18 protein-coding genes are annotated in these 19,584 nt (G+C 50.4%); 16 read left to right on the forward strand and 2 right to left on the reverse strand.

Going from position 1 to position 19,584, the window contains the following annotated elements; all coding sequences use genetic code 11:
- Positions 1–2: 2 nt before the first annotated feature.
- Positions 3–932 carry a mechanosensitive ion channel family protein gene (locus U740_RS06130; RefSeq protein ID WP_081890856.1) on the forward strand — a complete coding sequence of 310 codons (930 nt, stop codon included), beginning with the start codon at positions 3–5 and terminating at the stop codon, positions 930–932.
- On the opposite strand, the gene U740_RS06135 is transcribed toward U740_RS06130, so the two are convergent.
- Both U740_RS06135 and uvrA read right to left on the reverse strand, forming a co-directional pair.
- The gene (locus U740_RS06135; protein WP_036859744.1) at positions 929–1,111 is read right to left on the reverse strand and encodes a hypothetical protein; all 183 of its coding nucleotides are present in this window, start codon (positions 1,109–1,111) and stop codon (positions 929–931) included. The genes U740_RS06130 and U740_RS06135 overlap by 4 nt on opposite strands.
- Before the next feature lie 123 nt (positions 1,112–1,234).
- Positions 1,235–4,060 (reverse strand): excinuclease ABC subunit UvrA, encoded by a 2,826-nt coding sequence (uvrA, locus tag U740_RS06140; RefSeq protein WP_036859745.1) that lies wholly within the window; start codon positions 4,058–4,060, stop codon positions 1,235–1,237.
- A gap of 258 nt (positions 4,061–4,318) precedes the next feature.
- Here uvrA and U740_RS06145 point away from each other — a divergent pair, with 258 nt between their 5' ends.
- The 15 genes from U740_RS06145 to rfbD all read left to right on the forward strand — a co-directional run bounded on the left by U740_RS06145 (position 4,319) and on the right by rfbD (position 19,549).
- Entirely contained in the window at positions 4,319–5,389 is a 1,071-nt protein-coding gene (locus tag U740_RS06145; RefSeq protein ID WP_036859746.1) for a Wzz/FepE/Etk N-terminal domain-containing protein, read from the forward strand.
- A 63-nt stretch (positions 5,390–5,452) separates the two neighbouring features.
- Positions 5,453–6,364 carry a sulfotransferase family protein gene (locus U740_RS11820; protein ID WP_081890858.1) on the forward strand — a complete coding sequence of 304 codons (912 nt, stop codon included), beginning with the start codon at positions 5,453–5,455 and terminating at the stop codon, positions 6,362–6,364.
- The gene (locus U740_RS06155) at positions 6,361–7,308 is read left to right on the forward strand and encodes a sulfotransferase (RefSeq protein WP_036859747.1); all 948 of its coding nucleotides are present in this window, start codon (positions 6,361–6,363) and stop codon (positions 7,306–7,308) included. Before U740_RS11820 ends, U740_RS06155 begins: the two co-directional genes overlap by 4 nt.
- Positions 7,295–8,539, forward strand: a complete 1,245-nt coding sequence (locus tag U740_RS06160; RefSeq protein WP_036859749.1) for an O-antigen ligase family protein — start codon at positions 7,295–7,297, stop codon at positions 8,537–8,539. The genes U740_RS06155 and U740_RS06160 overlap by 14 nt, the downstream gene beginning before the upstream one ends.
- Positions 8,536–9,489: a sulfotransferase family protein gene (locus U740_RS06165; RefSeq protein WP_036859750.1), complete on the forward strand. Its 954-nt coding sequence runs from the start codon at positions 8,536–8,538 to the stop codon at positions 9,487–9,489. The genes U740_RS06160 and U740_RS06165 overlap by 4 nt, the downstream gene beginning before the upstream one ends.
- Positions 9,486–10,703 (forward strand): glycosyltransferase, encoded by a 1,218-nt coding sequence (locus U740_RS06170; RefSeq protein WP_036859751.1) that lies wholly within the window; start codon positions 9,486–9,488, stop codon positions 10,701–10,703. Before U740_RS06165 ends, U740_RS06170 begins: the two co-directional genes overlap by 4 nt.
- Positions 10,704–10,708: 5 nt before the next feature.
- A complete protein-coding gene (locus tag U740_RS06175) occupies positions 10,709–11,632 on the forward strand; it encodes an NAD-dependent epimerase/dehydratase family protein (protein WP_160172054.1) in 924 nt (307 codons plus the stop codon).
- Between the two features lie 120 nt (positions 11,633–11,752).
- Positions 11,753–12,856 carry a glycosyltransferase family 4 protein gene (locus U740_RS06180; protein WP_268745575.1) on the forward strand — a complete coding sequence of 368 codons (1,104 nt, stop codon included), beginning with the start codon at positions 11,753–11,755 and terminating at the stop codon, positions 12,854–12,856.
- Positions 12,857–12,941: 85 nt separating this feature from the next.
- Entirely contained in the window at positions 12,942–13,937 is a 996-nt protein-coding gene (locus U740_RS06185; protein ID WP_081890861.1) for a sulfotransferase family protein, read from the forward strand.
- Positions 13,930–15,057 carry a DUF1972 domain-containing protein gene (locus U740_RS06190; RefSeq protein WP_036859753.1) on the forward strand — a complete coding sequence of 376 codons (1,128 nt, stop codon included), beginning with the start codon at positions 13,930–13,932 and terminating at the stop codon, positions 15,055–15,057. The genes U740_RS06185 and U740_RS06190 overlap by 8 nt, the downstream gene beginning before the upstream one ends.
- A 62-nt stretch (positions 15,058–15,119) precedes the next feature.
- A complete protein-coding gene (locus U740_RS06195) occupies positions 15,120–16,094 on the forward strand; it encodes a class I SAM-dependent methyltransferase (protein ID WP_051921250.1) in 975 nt (324 codons plus the stop codon).
- A 55-nt stretch (positions 16,095–16,149) separates the two neighbouring features.
- Positions 16,150–17,220 (forward strand): dTDP-glucose 4,6-dehydratase, encoded by a 1,071-nt coding sequence (rfbB, locus tag U740_RS06200; RefSeq protein WP_036861467.1) that lies wholly within the window; start codon positions 16,150–16,152, stop codon positions 17,218–17,220.
- Positions 17,221–17,268: 48 nt separating this feature from the next.
- Positions 17,269–18,150 carry a glucose-1-phosphate thymidylyltransferase RfbA gene (gene rfbA, locus U740_RS06205; protein WP_036859755.1) on the forward strand — a complete coding sequence of 294 codons (882 nt, stop codon included), beginning with the start codon at positions 17,269–17,271 and terminating at the stop codon, positions 18,148–18,150.
- Positions 18,147–18,689, forward strand: coding sequence for a dTDP-4-dehydrorhamnose 3,5-epimerase (rfbC, locus tag U740_RS06210; RefSeq protein WP_036859756.1), 543 nt, complete (start codon positions 18,147–18,149; stop codon positions 18,687–18,689). The genes rfbA and rfbC overlap by 4 nt, the downstream gene beginning before the upstream one ends.
- Positions 18,686–19,549, forward strand: coding sequence for a dTDP-4-dehydrorhamnose reductase (rfbD, locus tag U740_RS06215; RefSeq protein ID WP_036859758.1), 864 nt, complete (start codon positions 18,686–18,688; stop codon positions 19,547–19,549). Before rfbC ends, rfbD begins: the two co-directional genes overlap by 4 nt.
- Positions 19,550–19,584: the final 35 nt, after the last annotated feature.

Here is a 19,584-nt window from a genome sequence, read left to right on the forward strand (position 1 = left end):
TGATGAAGGCATTAAACGAATGGCTGCAATTCAGGCTGCTGGAAATCGGCGACTACGTGCTCACACTGGCCGATGTGGTTCAGTTTGTCCTTATTATGACCGTGACCCTGGTGATGGCACGTCGTATCAGCCGTGTTCTCACCCGTCTGGTGGGTGCCCGCAGTCGCATTTCTCCCAGCCAGCTGTACACCTTTACCCAGTTGCTCAGCTACATCATCCTGCTGGTAGGTTTTCTGGTGGGCCTGTCCAGCCTCGGTTTCAGTCTTGACAAGATGTTGCTGGTGGCTGGTGCTCTGGGCGTGGGGATTGGTTTTGGCTTGCAGAACATTGCCAACAATTTTATTTCCGGGATCATCATTCTGTTCGAAAAATCCCTGCGGGTCGGTGACTTTGTGGAACTGGAAGCCGACCTCTTCGGCGAAGTCAGACAGATCAATATCCGCAGCACACTGATCCGCACTCTGGACAATGCCGATATTCTGGTGCCGAACTCGGAGTTTATTAATGGACGGGTGAATAACTGGACACTGGAGGACGACGAGCGCCGTTTTAGTATTCCCTTTGGTGTGGCCTACGGCTCAGATACCGACAAGGTTCTGGCGGTGGTGCTGGCGGCCGCAAAGGCTGTGCCACTGACTTACGAAGGTAATAATCGTCAAACTTTTGTAATTATGAAGGGCTTTGGCGACAGCAGTCTGGATTTTTCTCTGTCGGTCTGGGTGAGAGGGGAGATGATCAAGCGGGCCGGGTTTGTCAGGTCAGAATACCTGCTGGCAATTCACCGGGCGCTGGTTGACAACCACATCGAGATACCCTTCCCGCAACGGGACTTGCACCTGCGTTCCTCCTCGGTGCCGCTGGCGGCCAGTGTTCCTGACACTGAGGAGGAATCTCTGCCGACTAACCTGCGCGACAGCGAGTCATCCGCTTAGCGGCACTGCTGTCGTTCATTGTTGGCGACAAAGGCAAAAAAGCGACTCAGCTGCTCTGGCCCCAGGGTGACCGGATGGGCATCACAGCCAAACAGCTTGCGGTTTTTTTGATAGTGACTGGCATACTTTGCCAGTCGAATCCGTGAGCGGAATTGGTAGACAAGTCTTGATGAAAACATGGGTATTCTTCCAGGCTGTATATTTATACAGTATCTTAGCGATGTTCGCTGAAATAACAATACCCCAACAGAAAAAAATGACTGCTAGTGGTGCCTGCACGGGGTTGCCCGATGACAGAAAGCCTAACTGTCCAACAGTTTGCGCAGGAATTGCCCGGTGTGGGATCGATCGATAGTGGCCACCTGTTCCGGTGTACCGGTGGCGATAATCTGGCCGCCTCCCGAGCCACCTTCCGGCCCTAAGTCTACTACCCAATCGGCGGTTTTGATCACATCGAGGTTGTGCTCGATCACCACCACGGTATTGCCGTGGTCCCGCAGCCGGTGCAGTACGGCCAGCAATTGCTGAATATCGTGAAAATGCAGCCCAGTGGTGGGCTCGTCGAGAATATAGAGGGTGTTGCCGGTGTCCCGCTTGGACAGCTCGCGCGATAACTTCACCCGCTGGGCTTCGCCGCCGGACAGGGTGGTGGCTGCCTGTCCCAGCCGGATGTAGGACAGTCCCACGTCGATCAGGGTTTGCAGTTTGCGGGCAATCGCGGGCAGTGCCTCGAAGAAATCCCAGGCATCCTCCACGGTCATGTCCAGCACTTCGTGGATATTTTTGCCTTTGTAGCGAATTTCCAGCGTCTCCCGGTTATAGCGCTGCCCTTTGCAGACATCGCAGGGCACATAGATATCTGGCAGGAAATGCATTTCCACTTTGGTGACACCATCGCCCTGGCAGGCCTCGCAACGACCGCCCTTGACATTGAAACTGAAACGGCCCGGTTTGTAGCCCCGTGAGCGGGCTTCCTGAGTGCCGGCAAACAGCTCCCGGATGGGGGTGAAAATGCCGGTGTAGGTGGCGGGATTGGAGCGAGGGGTGCGGCCAATGGGGCTCTGGTCGATATCCACGCATTTGTCCAGCAGGTCCAGTCCCTCCACGTCCCGATGGGCGGCGGCCTTGAGTGTGGTGGCTTTATTGAGCACCGTGGCGGCGAGGGGGTAGAGGGTGCCGTTGATCAGTGTTGATTTGCCAGAACCAGACACCCCGGTAATGCAGGTAAACAGGCCCAATGGCAGGGACAGATCGACCTGTTGCAGGTTGTTACCGCTCGCTCCCAGCAATCGCAGCTGCTGCCTGCCGGCTTTGGTGCGGTTGGCCGGAACCGCAATCATCTTGCGCCCGGACAGGTAGTCTCCGGTCAGGGAGTTCGGTGCATTGATAATGTCCTCGTAGGTGCCGCGGGCGACAATCTCGCCGCCGTGCACCCCGGCGCCGGGACCGATATCGACAATATAGTCGGCCGCCCGAATCGCCTCTTCGTCGTGTTCGACCACGATCACCGTGTTGCCCAGATCCCGCAGACGGGTAAGTGTGGCCAACAGCCGCTCGTTATCCCGCTGGTGCAGACCGATGGACGGTTCATCGAGAATGTACATGACGCCCACCAGACCGGCACCGATCTGGCTGGCCAGGCGAATCCGTTGTGCTTCCCCGCCGGATAGCGTCTCGGCGCTGCGGTTCAGATTCAGATAATTCAGGCCGACATCCACCAGAAAGCGCAGGCGGTCACGGATTTCCTTGAGAATTTTTTCGGCGATCTGACCACGGCTGCCGGACAGGCTGAGCTGCTCGTAGTAGTCCGTCAGTTCACCCACCGGTATGTTGCCCACTTCCGGCAAGGTCTTCTCGTCGATAAACACATGTCTTGCCGACTTGCGCAAACGGGCACCCTTGCATTCGGGGCAGCCTTGAGTGCTCAGGTATTTTGCCAGGTCTTCCCGCACCATCTGCGACTCGGTTTCCCGGTAGCGGCGCTCCATGTTGGGGACAATGCCCTCAAAATGATGGGCGCGCTTGAAGACGGTGCCTTTATCATTCACGTAGTTGAATGTGACAACCTCCTCTCCGCTGCCAAATAGTACCACTTGCTGCTGTTGTGGGCTGAGCTGCTCAAAGGGCGTGTTGATATCGAAACCGTAATGGTCGGCCAGCGAGGTCAGCATGTTGAAATAAAACAGGTTCTTGCGGTCCCAGCTGCGAATCGCGCCCTCGGCAATGGACACCTCCGGGTGTTGCACCACCCGGTCGATATCGAAGAATTGCTTGACGCCAAGGCCGTCGCAACCGGGGCAGGCCCCAGCTGGATTGTTGAAGGAAAACATCCGCGGTTCCAGCTCGTCGATGCTGTAATTGCAGACGGGGCAGGCAAAGCGGGAGGAAAATACCTGCTCCTTGAGCTGCTCACCCTCCATCCCGGTGATGATGGCCAGGCCTTCCGAGAGATTCAGTGCCGTTTCAAATGATTCCGCCAGCCGCAGCTGCAGATCGGGTTTGACCTTGAAGCGGTCAACCACCACCTCGATATCGTGTTTCTTGTTCTTTTCCAGAACCGGCACATCATCGAGATCCACCACCAGGCCGTCCACCCGTACCCGGATAAACCCCTGGGCCCTGAGGGTTTGAAACACATGAATGTGCTCCCCCTTGCGACCGCGAATAATCGGGGCCAACAGCATCAGGCGGCTCTCGTCGGGCAGGGCGAGCACCTGATCCACCATTTGGCTGATAGTCTGCGCTGCCAGCGGTTCGCCGTGCTCGGGGCAGCGGGGTTCTCCAACCCGTGCAAAGAGCAGGCGCAGGTAATCGTGGATTTCGGTGATCGTGCCCACGGTGGAGCGGGGATTGTGTGAAGTGGACTTCTGTTCGATGGAGATAGCGGGGGACAGCCCCTCAATGTGCTCTACATCCGGCTTTTCCATCATCGAGAGGAACTGTCGTGCATACGCCGACAGGGATTCCACATAGCGACGCTGACCTTCTGCATAGAGAGTGTCAAAGGCCAGAGAGGATTTGCCGGATCCTGAAAGGCCGGTCACCACGATCAGCTTGTCGCGGGGCAGATCGAGATCAACGGCCTTGAGATTGTGGGTGCGGGCGCCACGGATCGAGATGTTTTGCATTCAACAGATATCCAGATAGAAAACCGGAAATCATGGTGAACTCGGAGTGGGAAAGCAAGCATGCAGCGTGTTTATATCGGGGTCGATAGGCTGGCAGGGTCGGATAGTGGGTTTGGTAGCAGGAAATGTTCCCGAACAGATAGGTGAACGGGGTCTCAACCTGCTGCCTTTTTATAGAAACCGGTGCATATGCCGCCAAAAGTCTGTTTAAGCTTGCTACAATCCAGACCAACGACCAATCAACTGAGAAAAGGGCAGATGGACGAGGACAAATCAGCGGTGAGTCGACAGCGCAATCCCGAGGGTGGTTCTGAAGAAATTGATCTGCTTGAACTTTGTGCGGGCATCTGGCGGCGACGACTTTTAATCGTGCTTTGTGCTTTCATCGGGCTCGCTTTTGGGGTGGCTTACGCATTTTTGGCTCCCCAAGTCTATCGCGCAGAAATACGCCTCTATCCACCTTCAGCATCATCATTGGCCGAATTGACATCGTTTTCTTCTGTTACCTCTGAACGGGCGTTTGCACTGACCAATCAGTATCTCAGGTCAACTACGGTCAAACGGAGACTCCTGAATCATCCTGAAGTCGGAGAACTTATTGATGCGCGTTATCCAGACGCCAGCGAGAATACGCGACTTGAACATCTGAGGGAGGCAATGAAAGCTGTTTTGCCCGATGCGAGAAAGGGCGTGGAATTTACCAATGTGGTGTTTGAATGGTCGGATGGTGATCACGCGGCACAGCTGGCCAACACATGGGTGGCACTTGCGCTGAGTCTGTCGCAGGCAGAATTACTGGAGGATGTTCTAGTAGAGCAATCCCGGCAAATTGATAGCATCGACAACCGGATTGCAGCCAAAAAATCATTGGCACTGTACCAGATAGGCAATGAGCTTCTGCAGTTGCAGGATGCCTTTATCATCGCTAAAAAAAATAATTTTATTGAACCAGTGAACCTGACGACGGAAAATCTGGTTGCACATAACGGTACACTTTCTAATGTCATGGTGCTCAGGTCCTTGTACCTGCTTGGAAGTCGGGCGCTGTCGGCGGAGATCGAGGTGCTGGAGCGGCGAAAGCGAGACCCCGAAGCCTATATTGCAGAACTCGTCTTACTAAAGGAAGAGAAAACAGCGCTGGAAGGAATCGTTCCCAATCCGGACAAGGTTGTTGCGGCAAATGTGGATGTGGCTGCGACGCCTCCAGAGGAAGCCTTTCGCCCAAGAAAAATGCTTGTGATGGCTGCATCGCTGATTTTTGGTGGCCTAGCGGGATTACTGTTTGTCATGGTTGGTGCGTTGATCCGGGTCTGTCCGGCCAAACAATAAAGTCCACTAATTATTATTTCCTTCTGTTCCCAGTAGTATTAAGTAAGTCGTGTCGAGAAAAGAATGACGTTTGAGAAAAGCAAGTTTCTGATTATATGTGGACAGGAAAAAGCGGGGACGACCTCGCTTTTTACTTGGTTGTCGGCACACCCGGATGTATGTCCCTCAATGTATAAAGAGGCTCGGTTCTTTCTTGACCAGAATTATCCGCTAGCCAGTGCCCTGCGTTATAACGGAGACAATCTATCTGATTACCAGAAACTCTTCAATTGCAAGAATGACCGGGTTTTTTTGGAAGCTTCTCCTGCCTATCTATACAACGAGACGGCATTAAAAATAGCCAACTTGCTGCCCAATGCCAAGGTGGTCGTCGTTTTGCGGGAACCGATTGAGCGCCTGTTCTCAGCTTACCGGTATTTCAAGCAGATTGGTGAAATACCCGTATCGTTGTCTTTTTATGATTACATCAGCAAACAGATCGACAAAAAAGTGACACCGGAAACACCTGTGTTTTATAGGGTGCTTCATCAGTGCTTGGTGGATGAATATTTGGTGAAATTTGAAAAGGTGTTCGGTGATCGTTTCAAGGTTATCGACTTTAACGACTTAAAAGACAACCCAATGGCTGTGGTAAAAGAAATTTGTAACTTTTCGGGGTTGCGCAGTAACTTTTATGAGGACTTTGAGTTTTCGGCCAACAACAAAACGGCCATTGCCAGATTTCCTGTGGTCGCCAGGATTTATTATCGGACAAGACGCAGAGTGGCTTTTTGGTTGGTCAACTATCCAAAGCTAAAGACGTGTTTTCGGCCATTGAGTCGATTCTTGCGGCGCAGTCTGTTGACAGAGACTTCAGGTGCATCGATGCGACCGGATCAGGCCAGTATAGAACTGGCAACGGCGTACCTTTCCCGGCATAGGAAAAGTGTTTACCCCACTGTTGCTGTCATGTCAGTAAGCCGACCGTTCAAATGAGCACGTTAAAAAATGTATTTGTGGTGGGGTTTCCCCGCTCGGGAACCACATTGCTGGCCCGGCTTTTACAGGATGCAACCGGCTACCCTGCAACACCGGAAACCCGCTTTTATCAGGAATATGAACCGTTATTATGGGAGCGTACACCTGACAATCTGGTGGCGTATCTGCAGCGTAAAATCCGGTTGATGGATATGGGGCTTCACTACGAGGTATTGTCGTTTCAGGACAGCTCCAGAAAAGCGGTTTTTTCGGCTATTCTGGAGGCGTACGCCACTGCTTCTGCTGGCACAAATGTGCGCGGGGTAATAGAGAAAAGCCCTGTGCACCTTTATCATTGCCGACAAATCAGGAAGGACTTTCCCGATGCCCGCATTGTCCTGATCGTCAGACATCCCGCCAAATGTGTCTCTTCGCTATTGTCAATGCCCTGGAACTTAAAATCCGGTAGACGACTGTTGCACGAATGGCGAATACTGGCCACGAAGTCCATTGGTTTCCGTGAAGAAGGGCTGGTTGACTACGTTATCCGGTATGAGGATCTGGTGGCCGATCCATCGGAGCAACTGGAGAAAATGGTGTCGACACTGAACCTGGATCGTTGGGGAAAAAACGCAAGACGGCCATCTAGCGATGTTGTTCCTGAGTGGGAGATGGTCTGGAAGGCGAGGTCGCTCCACAAGGTTGATAGCAATCTGGCTGCTTGTCGGGTTATCGATCCCCTTATTGCTGAGATGGCCAAGACGGTTTGTGGCCGCCAGATGGCCCTGTTCGGCTATCAATCCTCGTCAGCTACCAGGCATTTTTATCCGTTAATCACCGCAAAAATCATGGCCGAACAGCTGGCTAGATCAGTGTTCTATCGAGCGGGGATCAACCGGTTGCTGAGGTTGTCGAACCGCGGAGAAACTTATCCCAGGCTGAAGAAACATGGGTATCAATAATCAAACCCTGTGTGCAGGGTTTATCTTTCTGTTGATTATCCGGCTGTTCACCGAGTACATCGACAGGACTTTTCAGCTTGCATTGACACCGGTTATCAGCGCGTTGTTTTTACCGCTAGGGTTATTAATTGTATTAGCAGGCAGGGTATTTGACAGGCAGGTATTGGTTCTGGGCATTCTTTGGCTGTGTATTTCAGTCTCTGCCATCTGCTCGGCGGTTTTTTCCCCATCCCCCTTTGCCTCATCCAGTTGGTCCCAAGTCTATAAATATATGACTTATGCGATTATTCCGTTGGTGGGCTATGTGATCGGTGGCCATCAGGCTAGTAAACAAAAGTTGGCTTGGGCGTTGATCTGCTATGCGGTACTGGCCTACGGCTTTGCCATTTACGAGGGAGTGTTTGAACTGGGAATGACGGCCATTGTCGATGAGACGCTGGTGCGCTCTTTGGCATTTTCCTCCCACCCGGTACTTTTTGGTTTGCAGATATATTTTACTTTGGGGCTACTTCTTTATCTTGCTTTGGAGCAGACAGGCTTGACGAAAAAACAGGCGAATTTTTTTCTCCTGATGGCGCTCGGTGCGCTGTTCTTTACCTATGCCAGAACAGCCTGGTTAATGGTTATGCTGGTGCTAACAGCCTACTTCAAAGAAAAACTGTTACGCCTGAAAGTGATTGCACCGTTATTGCTGATCCTGTGCGCTGTGTTTGTTGGTGGTCTTGGACAGCCGGTCATTGATCGGTTTCAGGATCTGAAATCATTGTATTCGTTTGTTCATGATCGGCAGTATGCCCAACAACATGCCACTTCGTTTGTCGACAGTTCCATGCACTGGCGAGTCTTGCAATGGTATGGGCTGATTCAGGTGGCGAAAGAGCATCTGGTCACAGGTGTGGGGCCGGGACAGGTAAAATCCTATAATGTATCCAGCCGGTCAGCTCACAGCTCTTTGGTGGAGATGTTTGTTGAACAGGGCTTGCTGGGGTTTCTCCTGATACTGCTGTTTTATATGCTTTGTCTCAGAATTGCGTTCAAGCCAGCTAACCGGCATCAACGATTCTTGTCTGTGACTGTGGTTCTTGGGTTTATAGCCGCCTCCCTGTTCAGTGTGTCACTCCACAATCAAACCACCAACATGATGTTGTTTCTTTTGTTTCTCGGTTTGGTAGCAGCTGGGCATTCAGATGCCAAGAAATCCGGTGTTGTAACGAACGAGGATTTGCAGTGAGTGTGGAGATAAAGCCGGTGTTTGTCTGTGGTAATTCGAGAAGTGGAACGACGGTCCTGGCCAAGTCGCTATCTATGCTGGATGGCACGTTCATGTTTGATGAGCTGCATTATTACGATGAGCTGGCTTCGAAAAAAAAGCGGTATGACAAACGAAGCATCATGGATTGTCTTTATAGTCGGTATAAGTCCGGTTATTTTGGATCGAGAACACAGCCTGTTACCTGCCCTTGGGTTGGACTGAACGGTGGTGAAAATCCGCTCAAAGTGATGTTTGATCAAGTTTCGGCTGAGTTGAATTGCCCTATATTGATCGAGCAAACACCTGCGAATGTCAGGTTCATCCCGGAAATACTAGCGACGTTTCCCGATGCCAGAATCATTGTGCTGGTACGCGATTACAGAGATGTTCTTTTATCACAAAAATCAAAATGGAAAAGAAAATTCAGGGGCGGTGCGAAAACGCCCTGGCTCGAGACAATACGAGCGTTCGTGAATTATAACCCGATATTGATTGCGCTAATCTGGAAAAAAAACTACCAGAAAATTCCCAGTTCAGAGAGTGTTTTATGTCTGAGATATGAGGACTTGATAACAGATCCGAAGAAACAATTGTCATTGGTTTGTACGTTTCTTAATGAGCCATTTGACCCGGTAATACTCGATGTAGCTTTTGTCGGTTCCTCGTTATCAAATGATAGTTCAAGTCGCGGTTTTAGTTCGACAAATACAGGAAACTGGAAAAAGTCGTTACCCTATCTGGATTGCGTTATTGCCGATACACTTTGTGGAAATATTGCAGCTGACTTTGGTTATGATCGTCAAAATCATAGTTTTTTCAGTTGCTTGGTTGCGTTTGTAAGTCGGGCGCTTGGGGTCCTTCTGAGGTTGCCTTTCCTGGTGTTTTTAAATAGACACAGGTTACGTGCGCAGTTGCGCTATTTACGATGAAGGTATTACTGGTTCATAAATTTCACCGTCTGACCGGAGGTGCCGAAGTCTTTTACTTTGAGGTTGCCCGTATCCTCAAGGAAAACGGGCATGAAGTGGCGTTCTTTTCCACGGGGGATCCAGACAATATTATATCCAGTGATGCTCTGTACACTGTTCCTCCTCCAGGGTATGACGCCAATAATATTTTTTCAAAAATCACGTCTGCCAAAGATATTTTTTATTCCGGTCGAAACCGCAAAGTCATGGAGAAGGCACTCAATGAGTTCAAGCCTGACATTGTTCATGTGTTTGCCATTCATGTGCATTTGTCACCATCGATTCTGGAGGCAGTAAAGGCGCGGGATATTCCAGTGGTCATGTCCTGCAATGACTACAAGCACATCTGTCCAAATTACAAACTTTATGATGGCAAGGCACTTTGTGAGGCCTGTAAAGGCGGCGCATTCTACCAGGCAGTTCTTAAGAAATGTTGTCAAAACTCATACAGTTACAGTATTGCCTCTGCGATTGAGGCTTATGTGCATCAATATAAAAATGTCTACAGACGGCTGATTGATCTGTACCTTTTTTCCAGCCATTTCATGCTCGATAAAACCCAGGAATTCTGGCAAGGAAGGGGCATAAAAACAGGCTTATTGCGCAATCCCTTTGATGTGGGTGCATATGAGCCAAAATACAGTGGCGATTATGCGCTCTACTTTGGTCGACTTGTGAACGAGAAGGGTGTTCAACTATTGCTGGATGCAGCCAACCATGTCGAGATGCCAATCAAAATTATCGGAGATGGTCCGGACTTAAAATACGTCAGCGCGCAATTGCAGGAAAATAGGTTAGGCAATGTGGAGCTCCTTGGGCCCCTATGGGGTGATGAGCTAACCCGTGTTTTATACGATGCAGCTTTCGTTGTTGTTCCCTCATTGTGGCATGAGAATTTCCCCTACGTGATTCTCCAGTCCTTTGCTGCCGGCAAGCCTGTGATCGGCTCAATGCGTGGTGGTATTCCCGAAATGCTCGGTGACAACGGGGAAAGAGGCCTGCTTTTTGAGCCTGATGATGTGACAGATCTCCCAAAAAAAATGCGGGCTCTCTGGGATGACAGTCGTCTCGTATACAGGATGGGCCAATCTGCACGATTATATGTGGAACGTGAGTTTTCAGACGCACGTTTTTATCAATCCATCATGGACAACTATGGGAGAGTGTTAACTTGAGGGTTTTGGTTCTCGGTGGTTGTGGTTTTATTGGTTCCCATATTGTCGATGCTTTGGTGGCAAGTGGCCATCAGGTGTGCGTGTACACAAGAAGTGGCCGAAACACTGATGAGTTTCTGTCCTCTGTGATGTATTTTCAGGGGGATTTTTGCCGGGCAGAGGGACTGGATGAGGCGTTGCAGGGGGTTGATGTGGTCATTCACTGCTTAAGCGCGACGACACCTTCGCGGGGTGATGCTGACTATCTTGTTGATATTAATAGTAATCTGGTTTCAACCCTCCATCTCCTCGCAAAAATGGAAGCGCTGAATGTTAAAAAGCTGATATATATTTCATCGGGTGGAACTGTCTATGGCAATCCGCTTACTAACCCGGTCACAGAAGAAACGCCAGCCTCACCCATATGCAGTTACGGCATCATAAAGTTTGCGATTGAAAATTATCTTGGACTTGCATCCAGAAAGTGGGGTCTGAAAGCGACCATACTTCGCCCTTCCAATGTCTATGGGGAGAGACAGCAGCTAAATACCGGCCAGGGTTTGATTTCGACCGTGATCTATAACGCTCTGTGTGATAAACCGCTGGAGATTTACGGGGAGGGTAATGCCATTCGCGACTTTGTGTATGTCAGGGATGTCGCAAACCTGGTTGTAAAGACAGTCGGTTCTGATGAAACCGGTGTCTACAATGTTGGATCAGGGCGTGGAATGAAAGTTATTGAAACGGTTAACCTCATCGAGAAACACCTCAGTTTCAATGTTGAAAAAATCTATTGTCCAATGAGATTGTTTGATGTGAAAGCGATAGTTCTTGGCTCAAAAAAAGCGGAAAATATTTTCGGCTGGTCCGCATCAACGGATATTAATGTCGGAATTGAAAATCAAATTATCTGGGTTAAAGAACAGTTGGGTTGTTTCCGGAAAAATTAATTTTTCATGGATATTTGATTAACTTATTATGCTAATAAACTGGAGATTCTCATTTTACCGGATAATACCTCTGACCATATTGCCGTAGCAATGCTTGAGCCAGTTGGTGGTCACGGTGGTATGGATTATTACGACTTTGGCCTGTGTCAGGGGCTGTCCGAAGCGGGTATGGATGTTGTGCTTCATACTTGTGATGAGACAGCTTCTCCAAAGGATGCCGGGTTTTCATGCCGTTTCGATTATCGAAATATCTATGGCAAGGCCCCTGTCTGGGGGCGTGGTCTTTGTTATCTGAAGGGTACGGTAAAATCAATATTGTCTGCGCTACATGAGAAACGTTTGGTTTGCCATTTTCATCTCTTTCATGTGGGAATTCTTCAGTTACTAGATGTTCTGCTTGCCCGATTAGCGGGACGTAAAGTCGTTATTACCGTTCATGATGTAGAGTCGTTTGTGCTGAAGTCTAGCTCAGTAAAACTGAGTTATTGGGTCTATCGCCGTGCACATGGGTTGATCGTTCATAACATTTACTCTAAAGAGGCACTTCTTCAGTATGCGGACTTAAATCCGGATGTTGTTGATGTGATTCCCCACGGGCATTATTTGCATGCCATTACATCGTTGCCCGAGAAATCCCTGTCTCGATCAAGCCTGGGTTTGCTCGCCGGCTCAAAAGTAATTCTGTTCTTTGGTCAGATCAAAGAGGTGAAAGGGCTGGATCTGTTGCTCGACGCCATGCCTGCGGTACTTGCTAATGTTCCTGAGGCCATCTTATTGGTTGCAGGGCGACCCTGGAAGTGTGAATTCTCGCGTTATCAGCAACAGATCGACAGGTTGGGTATTGAGGCAAACTGTGTCACACATATTCGTTTTATTCCCGACAATGAGGTTGCGAATTACTATGCGGCAGCGGATATTGTGGTGCTGCCTTACCGGTGTATTTATCAAAGTGGTGTGCTGCTGATGGCGATGAGTTATCAAAAGCCTGTTCTGGTGTCAGACCTGCCGGGTATGCTTGATATTGTTCAGGACGGCGTGACGGGCTTTGTGTTCAAAAAAAATGATAAAGATAGCCTGGCTGAAAAATTGTCGACGGTACTTGTTGAAGATGGTACGCGTCACTGTGTGTCTGAGAATGGCTATGAATATGTCGTCAATCATCATGACTGGAATGCCATTGGCCATCAAACAGCTGCGCTTTACAAAATCCTTCTCGGCCGGTAACGGTCTGTGCCAGCGAGATGTCTCAATTTAAGTAAATTATTGGTTTGTGTGGGAATCATCCCCATGGTTTAAGGGAGTAACCCTTGTGGTTGCACAGGTTGATTCAAACTTTGTAAAACTCAGCTGTAAGAAAACTTACACTCGTTTTCTCAGTTATCTGTTTTTTGAGGGACGTCCATTGACGACCAGAGGGCGGTGGATAAATCCGTTGGTCTTCTTTCTCTACAGGTTGCACCGGTATTTGCCATTTGCCCGGCAAGTAAAGGCGCCGATTTTTATACTGGGTATTGGTCGAAGTGGTACCACGATACTTGGTGTGACACTGGCTATGCACGATGCGGTTGGCTTCCTCAACGAGCCAAAAGCCCTCTGGAGTTATCTTTATCCAGAGGAGGATATTATTGGCAATTACAATTTGAATGATGCGCGCTACAGGCTGAGTGATACCGAGGTCAATCTGGAAATGATTCGTAAGGCCCATCGAATTTTGGGAAATTACCTGACTCTTTCGTGTAGTTATCGCGTTGTGGACAAATACCCTGAATTGGTCTTCCGGTTAGACTTTGTTCGTGCCATTTTTCCAGATGCAAAATTCCTGTTTCTATACAGGAATGGTATCGATACTTGTTGCTCGATCAAAGCATGGTCGCATCGGCTTGGTGTTAACGTCGATGAAACAAGTCACGATTGGTGGGGGCTAAATGATAGAAAGTGGACACTTCTCTGTGATCAGATCGTAGCCACTGACCTGGTTCTGGGGCCACATATCGACAAAATCAGGCTGTTCTCTGCCCATGAGCACAGGGCAGCGGTTGAATGGATTGTTACGATGAAGGAAGGAATGCGTCTGGCTACTGAATATCCTGATAAGGTTCTTCCCGTTAAATATGAAAACTATACGATGTCGCTGAATGCACGCAAAAAAGTGCTGGATTTCTGCGACTTGCCACCGGACAAACGATATGACGAATACTGCTCAAAGGTCTTAAAAAAACCTGTGGAGATGGAATCAAAAATTGCCTTGCCTGAAGAGATAGAGTCTGAGTTCATACGGGTCATGGGTATGTTGGGCTATGAATAAACGCTTATTCATACTGGGTATCAGAGGACTGCCTGCCCGGCACGGTGGTTTTGAAACCTTTGCAGAGCGGCTGTGTCAGTATCTGGTCAATAAAGGTTGGGATGTGACGGTGTATTGCCAGGAGTTGGGCCGTGGACCGGTCTACAGCTCAGTCTGGCACGGTGTGAACCGGGTTCATATTCCGATCAATCGGGAGGGGCCGTTGAGCACGGTGCTGTTTGATCTGAGAGCTGTTTGGCACGCACTGGGTCAGGATGGACTGTTTCTGACGCTTGGTTACAACACCGCAGTATTTAATACCCTGCAACGTCTGAAGAGACAGGTGAATATCATCAATATGGATGGTATTGAATGGCGCCGGAGCAAGTGGGGACCGTTTGCCAGGGCATGGTTCTGGTTGAATGAGCGTATTGGCTGTTGGGTCGGCAATCATCTGATTGCCGATCATCCTAAAATCAAAGAACACCTCGCCACCCGTGTTGGCGCCGATAAAATTACAATGATTCCCTACGGCGGCGATGAAGTGCTCGAAGCAAATGTTAGCGTCCTGGCCACTTACGGTCTGGAGCCAGGGAAATTTTCGGTCATCATTGCCCGCCCGGAGCCGGAGAACTCGTTCCTAGAAGTGGTGCGGGCATTTAGTTGTAAGCACCGCCATCACAGATTGGTGGTGCTCGGAAATTTTGACCCGGAGAAGAATCGCTATCACCGTCAGGTAATAGAGGCTGCGAGTGCTGAAGTCCTGTTTCCAGGGGCCATTTATGATGCCCCGGTGGTGCAGGCCTTGAGGTATTTTAGTCGCTTTTATTTGCACGGCCACCGTGTTGGCGGTACCAACCCCTCGCTGGTTGAAGCGCTGGGTGCAGGCTGTGCAGTGATTGCTCAGGATAATCCTTACAACCGATGGGTTGCGAGAGAGGGGGCCGTCTATTTTACAGGTGAGCAGGATCTTACTCATCTGCTGGATGATCTGCTCAGTGACGATAGCAAGGTAGAGGCGATGAAATTATTCAGTAGGGAGTGTTTCAGGACGCGCTTTACCTGGGGGATGGTATTGCAGGAATACGAAGAATTGCTGGTTCATTGGCTCCCCGATGTACGACGTCATGACTTACCCTGAATCCGGTCCTCTCCAATAAATCCAGTGCCTGCGAAGCAAGCTATACAACCTTTGGATGTACAATGAAAAAAATGTTGAAAGACTTGGCAAAGCAATTCAGTGGATCAATTGATATTGTGTTGTCCGTTTTGATTGTTCCGATTGCCTACCTGCTTTTGGCGTATCGGCGTCTGGGCTCGGCCAAATTGCCACGGACCACAGGGCGTCTCAAGCGCATAGGTTTGTTTCCCCTGCGCAACCATTACTATGAACCCCTGTTCGACGACCGGCTGCTCTCCACGCCATTGGATAAGCCACGCTCCCTGCCCGGCATTGATCTAAATGAAGCGGGTCAGTTGGCGTTTATCAGGGAACTCGCCTTTTCCCATGAATTGATCACCTTCAATTTGACCGCCAATAACGAATCAGTCGATAATTTTTGTATTGAAAATGGCGCATTTGGTAGGGGTGATGCCGATCTTTTGTATCAGATGCTGCGCTTCCTAAAACCCGGAAAACTGGTGGAAATCGGCAGCGGCAATTCAACAAAAATTGCCCGGTTGGCGATGATCAAAAACCGTGCTGACACAGCGGGGGATTACAGACATATTTGTATCGAACCCTACGAGCAAACCTGGCTGGAGTCACTTGGCGACATTGAAGTGATTCGCCAGCGGGTAGAAGATATCGGGTTGGATCTGGCGGCAGAGTTGCAAGCAGGAGATTTATTATTTATTGATTCCTCTCATGTCATAAGACCTCAGGGGGATGTGTTAAAACTCTATCTGGATATTCTTCCCCGGTTAAAGTCCGGCGTCTATGTCCATGTTCATGATATTTTCACACCGCGGGATTACCTGAAATCCTGGGTGGTGGATGATGTTCGGTTCTGGAATGAGCAATATCTGCTGGAAGCGCTACTGTCCAACAGCCGTCGCTATGAGGTAGTGGCCGCACTGAATTTTTTAAAGTATGACCACTATAAAGCACTGGCACAGGTCTGCCCGTATTTAAAGCCGGATTCAGAACCGGCTTCCTTCTACTTCAGGATCACATAATGAGCAACGACAGCTTCTGTGATCAACAGCTAAAAAAGACCGGGGTGTAATGAGCGTGAGAGTTATTGTCACCGGCGGCGCCGGCTTTATTGGTTCAGCCGTGATACGTGAGCTGTTGACCCAAACATCCTGTGTTGTGGCGAACGTGGACAAGCTGACCTACGCTGGCAATCTGGAGTCGTTGGCCTCAGTGTCTGATTCGCCCCGCTACCATTTCTATCAAGTGGATATTTGCGATGCTGCTGCACTGGATTCGGTGTTTGCCGAGTTCAAGCCGACGGCGGTGATGCATTTGGCCGCTGAATCCCACGTCGACCGTTCCATCGACGGTGCTGCCGATTTCATTCAGACCAATATTGTCGGTACCTATAGTCTGCTGGAAACCTCCCGCCTTTATTGGAGCGGGCTACCGGAAGAGAAGATGGCGGCTTTCCGTTTCCACCATATCTCCACCGATGAGGTGTATGGTGATCTTGATGGTGCGGAAGACCTGTTCACCGAAACCACATCTTATTCCCCGAGTTCACCGTATTCCGCATCCAAGGCGAGTGCAGATCACCTGGTTCGGGCATGGTCCCGGACCTACGGTTTGCCCATTCTGGTGACCAATTGCTCCAATAATTATGGCCCGTACCACTTCCCGGAAAAACTGATTCCCCATGTGATTCTCAACGCCTTGTCAGGTAAACCGCTGCCAGTCTATGGTGACGGTTCGCAGGTTCGGGACTGGCTCTATGTGGAAGACCACGCGCGAGCTCTGCTTGAAGTTTTAAACCGCGGCACTGTCGGTGAAACCTATAATATTGGCGGTCACAATGAGCAACGGAATATTGAGGTCGTGAAAGCAATCTGTGATCTTCTGGAGGAACTGGCACCCGACAGACCCGAAGGGGTTGATGCCTATGAGGATTTAATAACCTATGTGAAAGATCGGCCGGGCCATGACCGGCGTTATGCTATCGATGCGTCAAAAATTCAGCGAGAATTGGGTTGGGTTCCGGTCGAAACGTTCGAGAGTGGTTTGCGCAAGACAGTTCAATGGTATATCGATCATCCGGAGTGGTGGCAACGGACCCTCTCCGGTGCCTATAAGCTTGACCGTGCCGGCACGGTCAAATCGCAATAATTATCAAACTGGTTTGTCGCCTGTGGTGATATTGGTTTTGGAAAAGCTATGAACAACTATAAAGGCATTATTCTGGCGGGTGGCTCGGGTACACGGTTGCATCCCATTACAATAGGGGTCTCCAAACAACTGCTGCCCGTCTACGATAAGCCCATGATCTATTACCCGCTGTCGGTATTGATGTTGGCAGGTATCCGTGAGGTTTTGATCATTTCAACCCCGGAGGATTTGCCGGCCTTTCGGCGCTTGTTCGGCAACGGCGAGTCGTTCGGGCTCGAAATCAGCTATGCAGAGCAACCCTCGCCCGACGGGTTGGCGCAGGCCTTTCTGATCGGTGAAGACTTTATTGGTGACAGCAATGTTTGCCTGATTCTCGGGGACAATGTGTTTCACGGTTTTGGCTTCAGCGCCATGCTGCGCGAAGCCGTTCAACGTGAGGAAGGTGCGACTATTTTTGGTTACCACGTCAATGAGCCCGAACGTTTTGGTGTTGTCTCGTTTGACACTGACGGCAAGGCTGTTTGCATTGAAGAAAAGCCGTCAGAGCCCAAATCAAACCATGCCGTGACAGGTCTGTATTTTTACGACAACAGTGTGGTGGATATCGCCAGAAAAATAACCCCGTCAGAACGCGGCGAACTGGAAATCACGGCCGTCAATAATGCGTATCTGCAACGCGGCGACTTGCATGTCAGTTTGCTGGGTCGGGGCTTTGCTTGGTTGGATACAGGTACCCACGATTCGTTAATGGAAGCCAGCCATTTTGTTCAGACAATTGAGGCGAGGCAGGGGCTGAAGGTGGCCTGTCTGGAGGAAATTGCCTATCACCAGGGTTGGATCAATGCCGACCAGCTCCGCAATCTGGGTGAGGCACTGGAAAAGACGAACTACGGGCGGTATCTGGTACGAGTAGCCGAGGGTTACCAATGAAGGTCATAGCGACGCCCCTCAATGATTGTGTGATTATCGAGCCCCGGGTTTTCGGGGATGATCGCGGGTTTTTTCTGGAAACCTTTCACGTGGCGCGCTACGCAGAATTGGCGAATATAACGCAGCCCTTTGTTCAGGATAATCACTCCCGCTCCGAGAGGGGCGTCCTGCGCGGCCTGCATTTCCAGATCAACAGGCCGCAGGGGAAGCTGGTCAGGGTCGTTCGGGGTGAGGTATTTGATGTGGCCGTGGATTTGCGCCGGGACTCGCCCAGTTTCAGTCAGTGGCACGGCGTTGTGTTGAATGAAAATAACAAGCGTCAGTTGTGGGTGCCGCCGGGGTTCGCCCACGGTTTTCTCGTGTTGAGTGATGTGGCTGATTTTGAGTATAAATGTACGGATTACTACGATCCGGATGACGAGGGCGCCATTCTCTGGAATGATCCCGAACTGGCGATTGAGTGGCCCGAAGCATCGGCTATCAGGCTGTCGGACAAAGATGCCGGTGCCCCCACCTTTGCGGCTTATTGCCAGTCATGAAAATTCTGGTGACCGGGGCAGATGGGCAGCTAGGCCGTTGTTTACAAGACAGGCTCCGCATGACGGCACACGATGGGCTGGCTTTGAACCGGAGTCAGCTGGATATTACCGACCGACAGTCTGTAGAGGCTGCAGTAGTCAGGTTTCGGCCCGACGTCATTGTCAATGCCGCGGCGTATACGGCAGTTGACCGCGCTGAGAGTGAGCCCGAGGTTGTCCGACGGATCAATGCGGAGGCCGTGGGCTATCTGGCTGAAGCGGCCAACAAAGTTGGTGCTCTGCTGGTACAGGTGTCGACAGATTATGTATTTGATGGCAGAACCATCAGGCCGTATCGCGAGTCTGATCCGGTAAATCCCCTCAATGTCTACGGCGCCAGCAAGCTGGCGGGGGAGGAGTGTGCTGCCGGGGCAAACCGCTATTTTGTTGTTCGCGCAGCCTGGCTGTTCAGCGAGTACGGCAATAATTTCCTCAAATCGATGCTGAAGCTGGCGGATGGCCGCGAGACCTTGCAGGTGGTTGTAGATCAGATCGGAACGCCCACCTATGCGGGTGATCTGGCTGTCTCGATAATCAGGTTGGCAGAAGCGGAAGCTGCCTCGGGCATTTACAATTATTCCGGCGGGCGTGCCTGTAGCTGGTTTGAGTTCAGCCAGGCTATCTTTGCTTGTCTGGGTAAACTCAGACCAGAATGGCGGCTGCCCGAAGTCCTGCCCGTGACGGCCGCTGAATATTCCAGTGTGGCCAGTCGCCCAGCTTATACTGTACTGGATGATGCGAAACTGCGGGCCTGCCTTCCCCAGTCAACCGGTGATTGGGAGCTGGCCATTGAGTCACTGATGCCGGTGTTGGCAGAATGAGTCCACAGCAACTCCGCACCTACGTTGCTTCAGGT

Source organism: Porticoccus hydrocarbonoclasticus MCTG13d (assembly GCF_000744735.1).
In the GTDB taxonomy this organism is placed as follows: domain Bacteria; phylum Pseudomonadota; class Gammaproteobacteria; order Pseudomonadales; family Porticoccaceae; genus Porticoccus; species Porticoccus hydrocarbonoclasticus.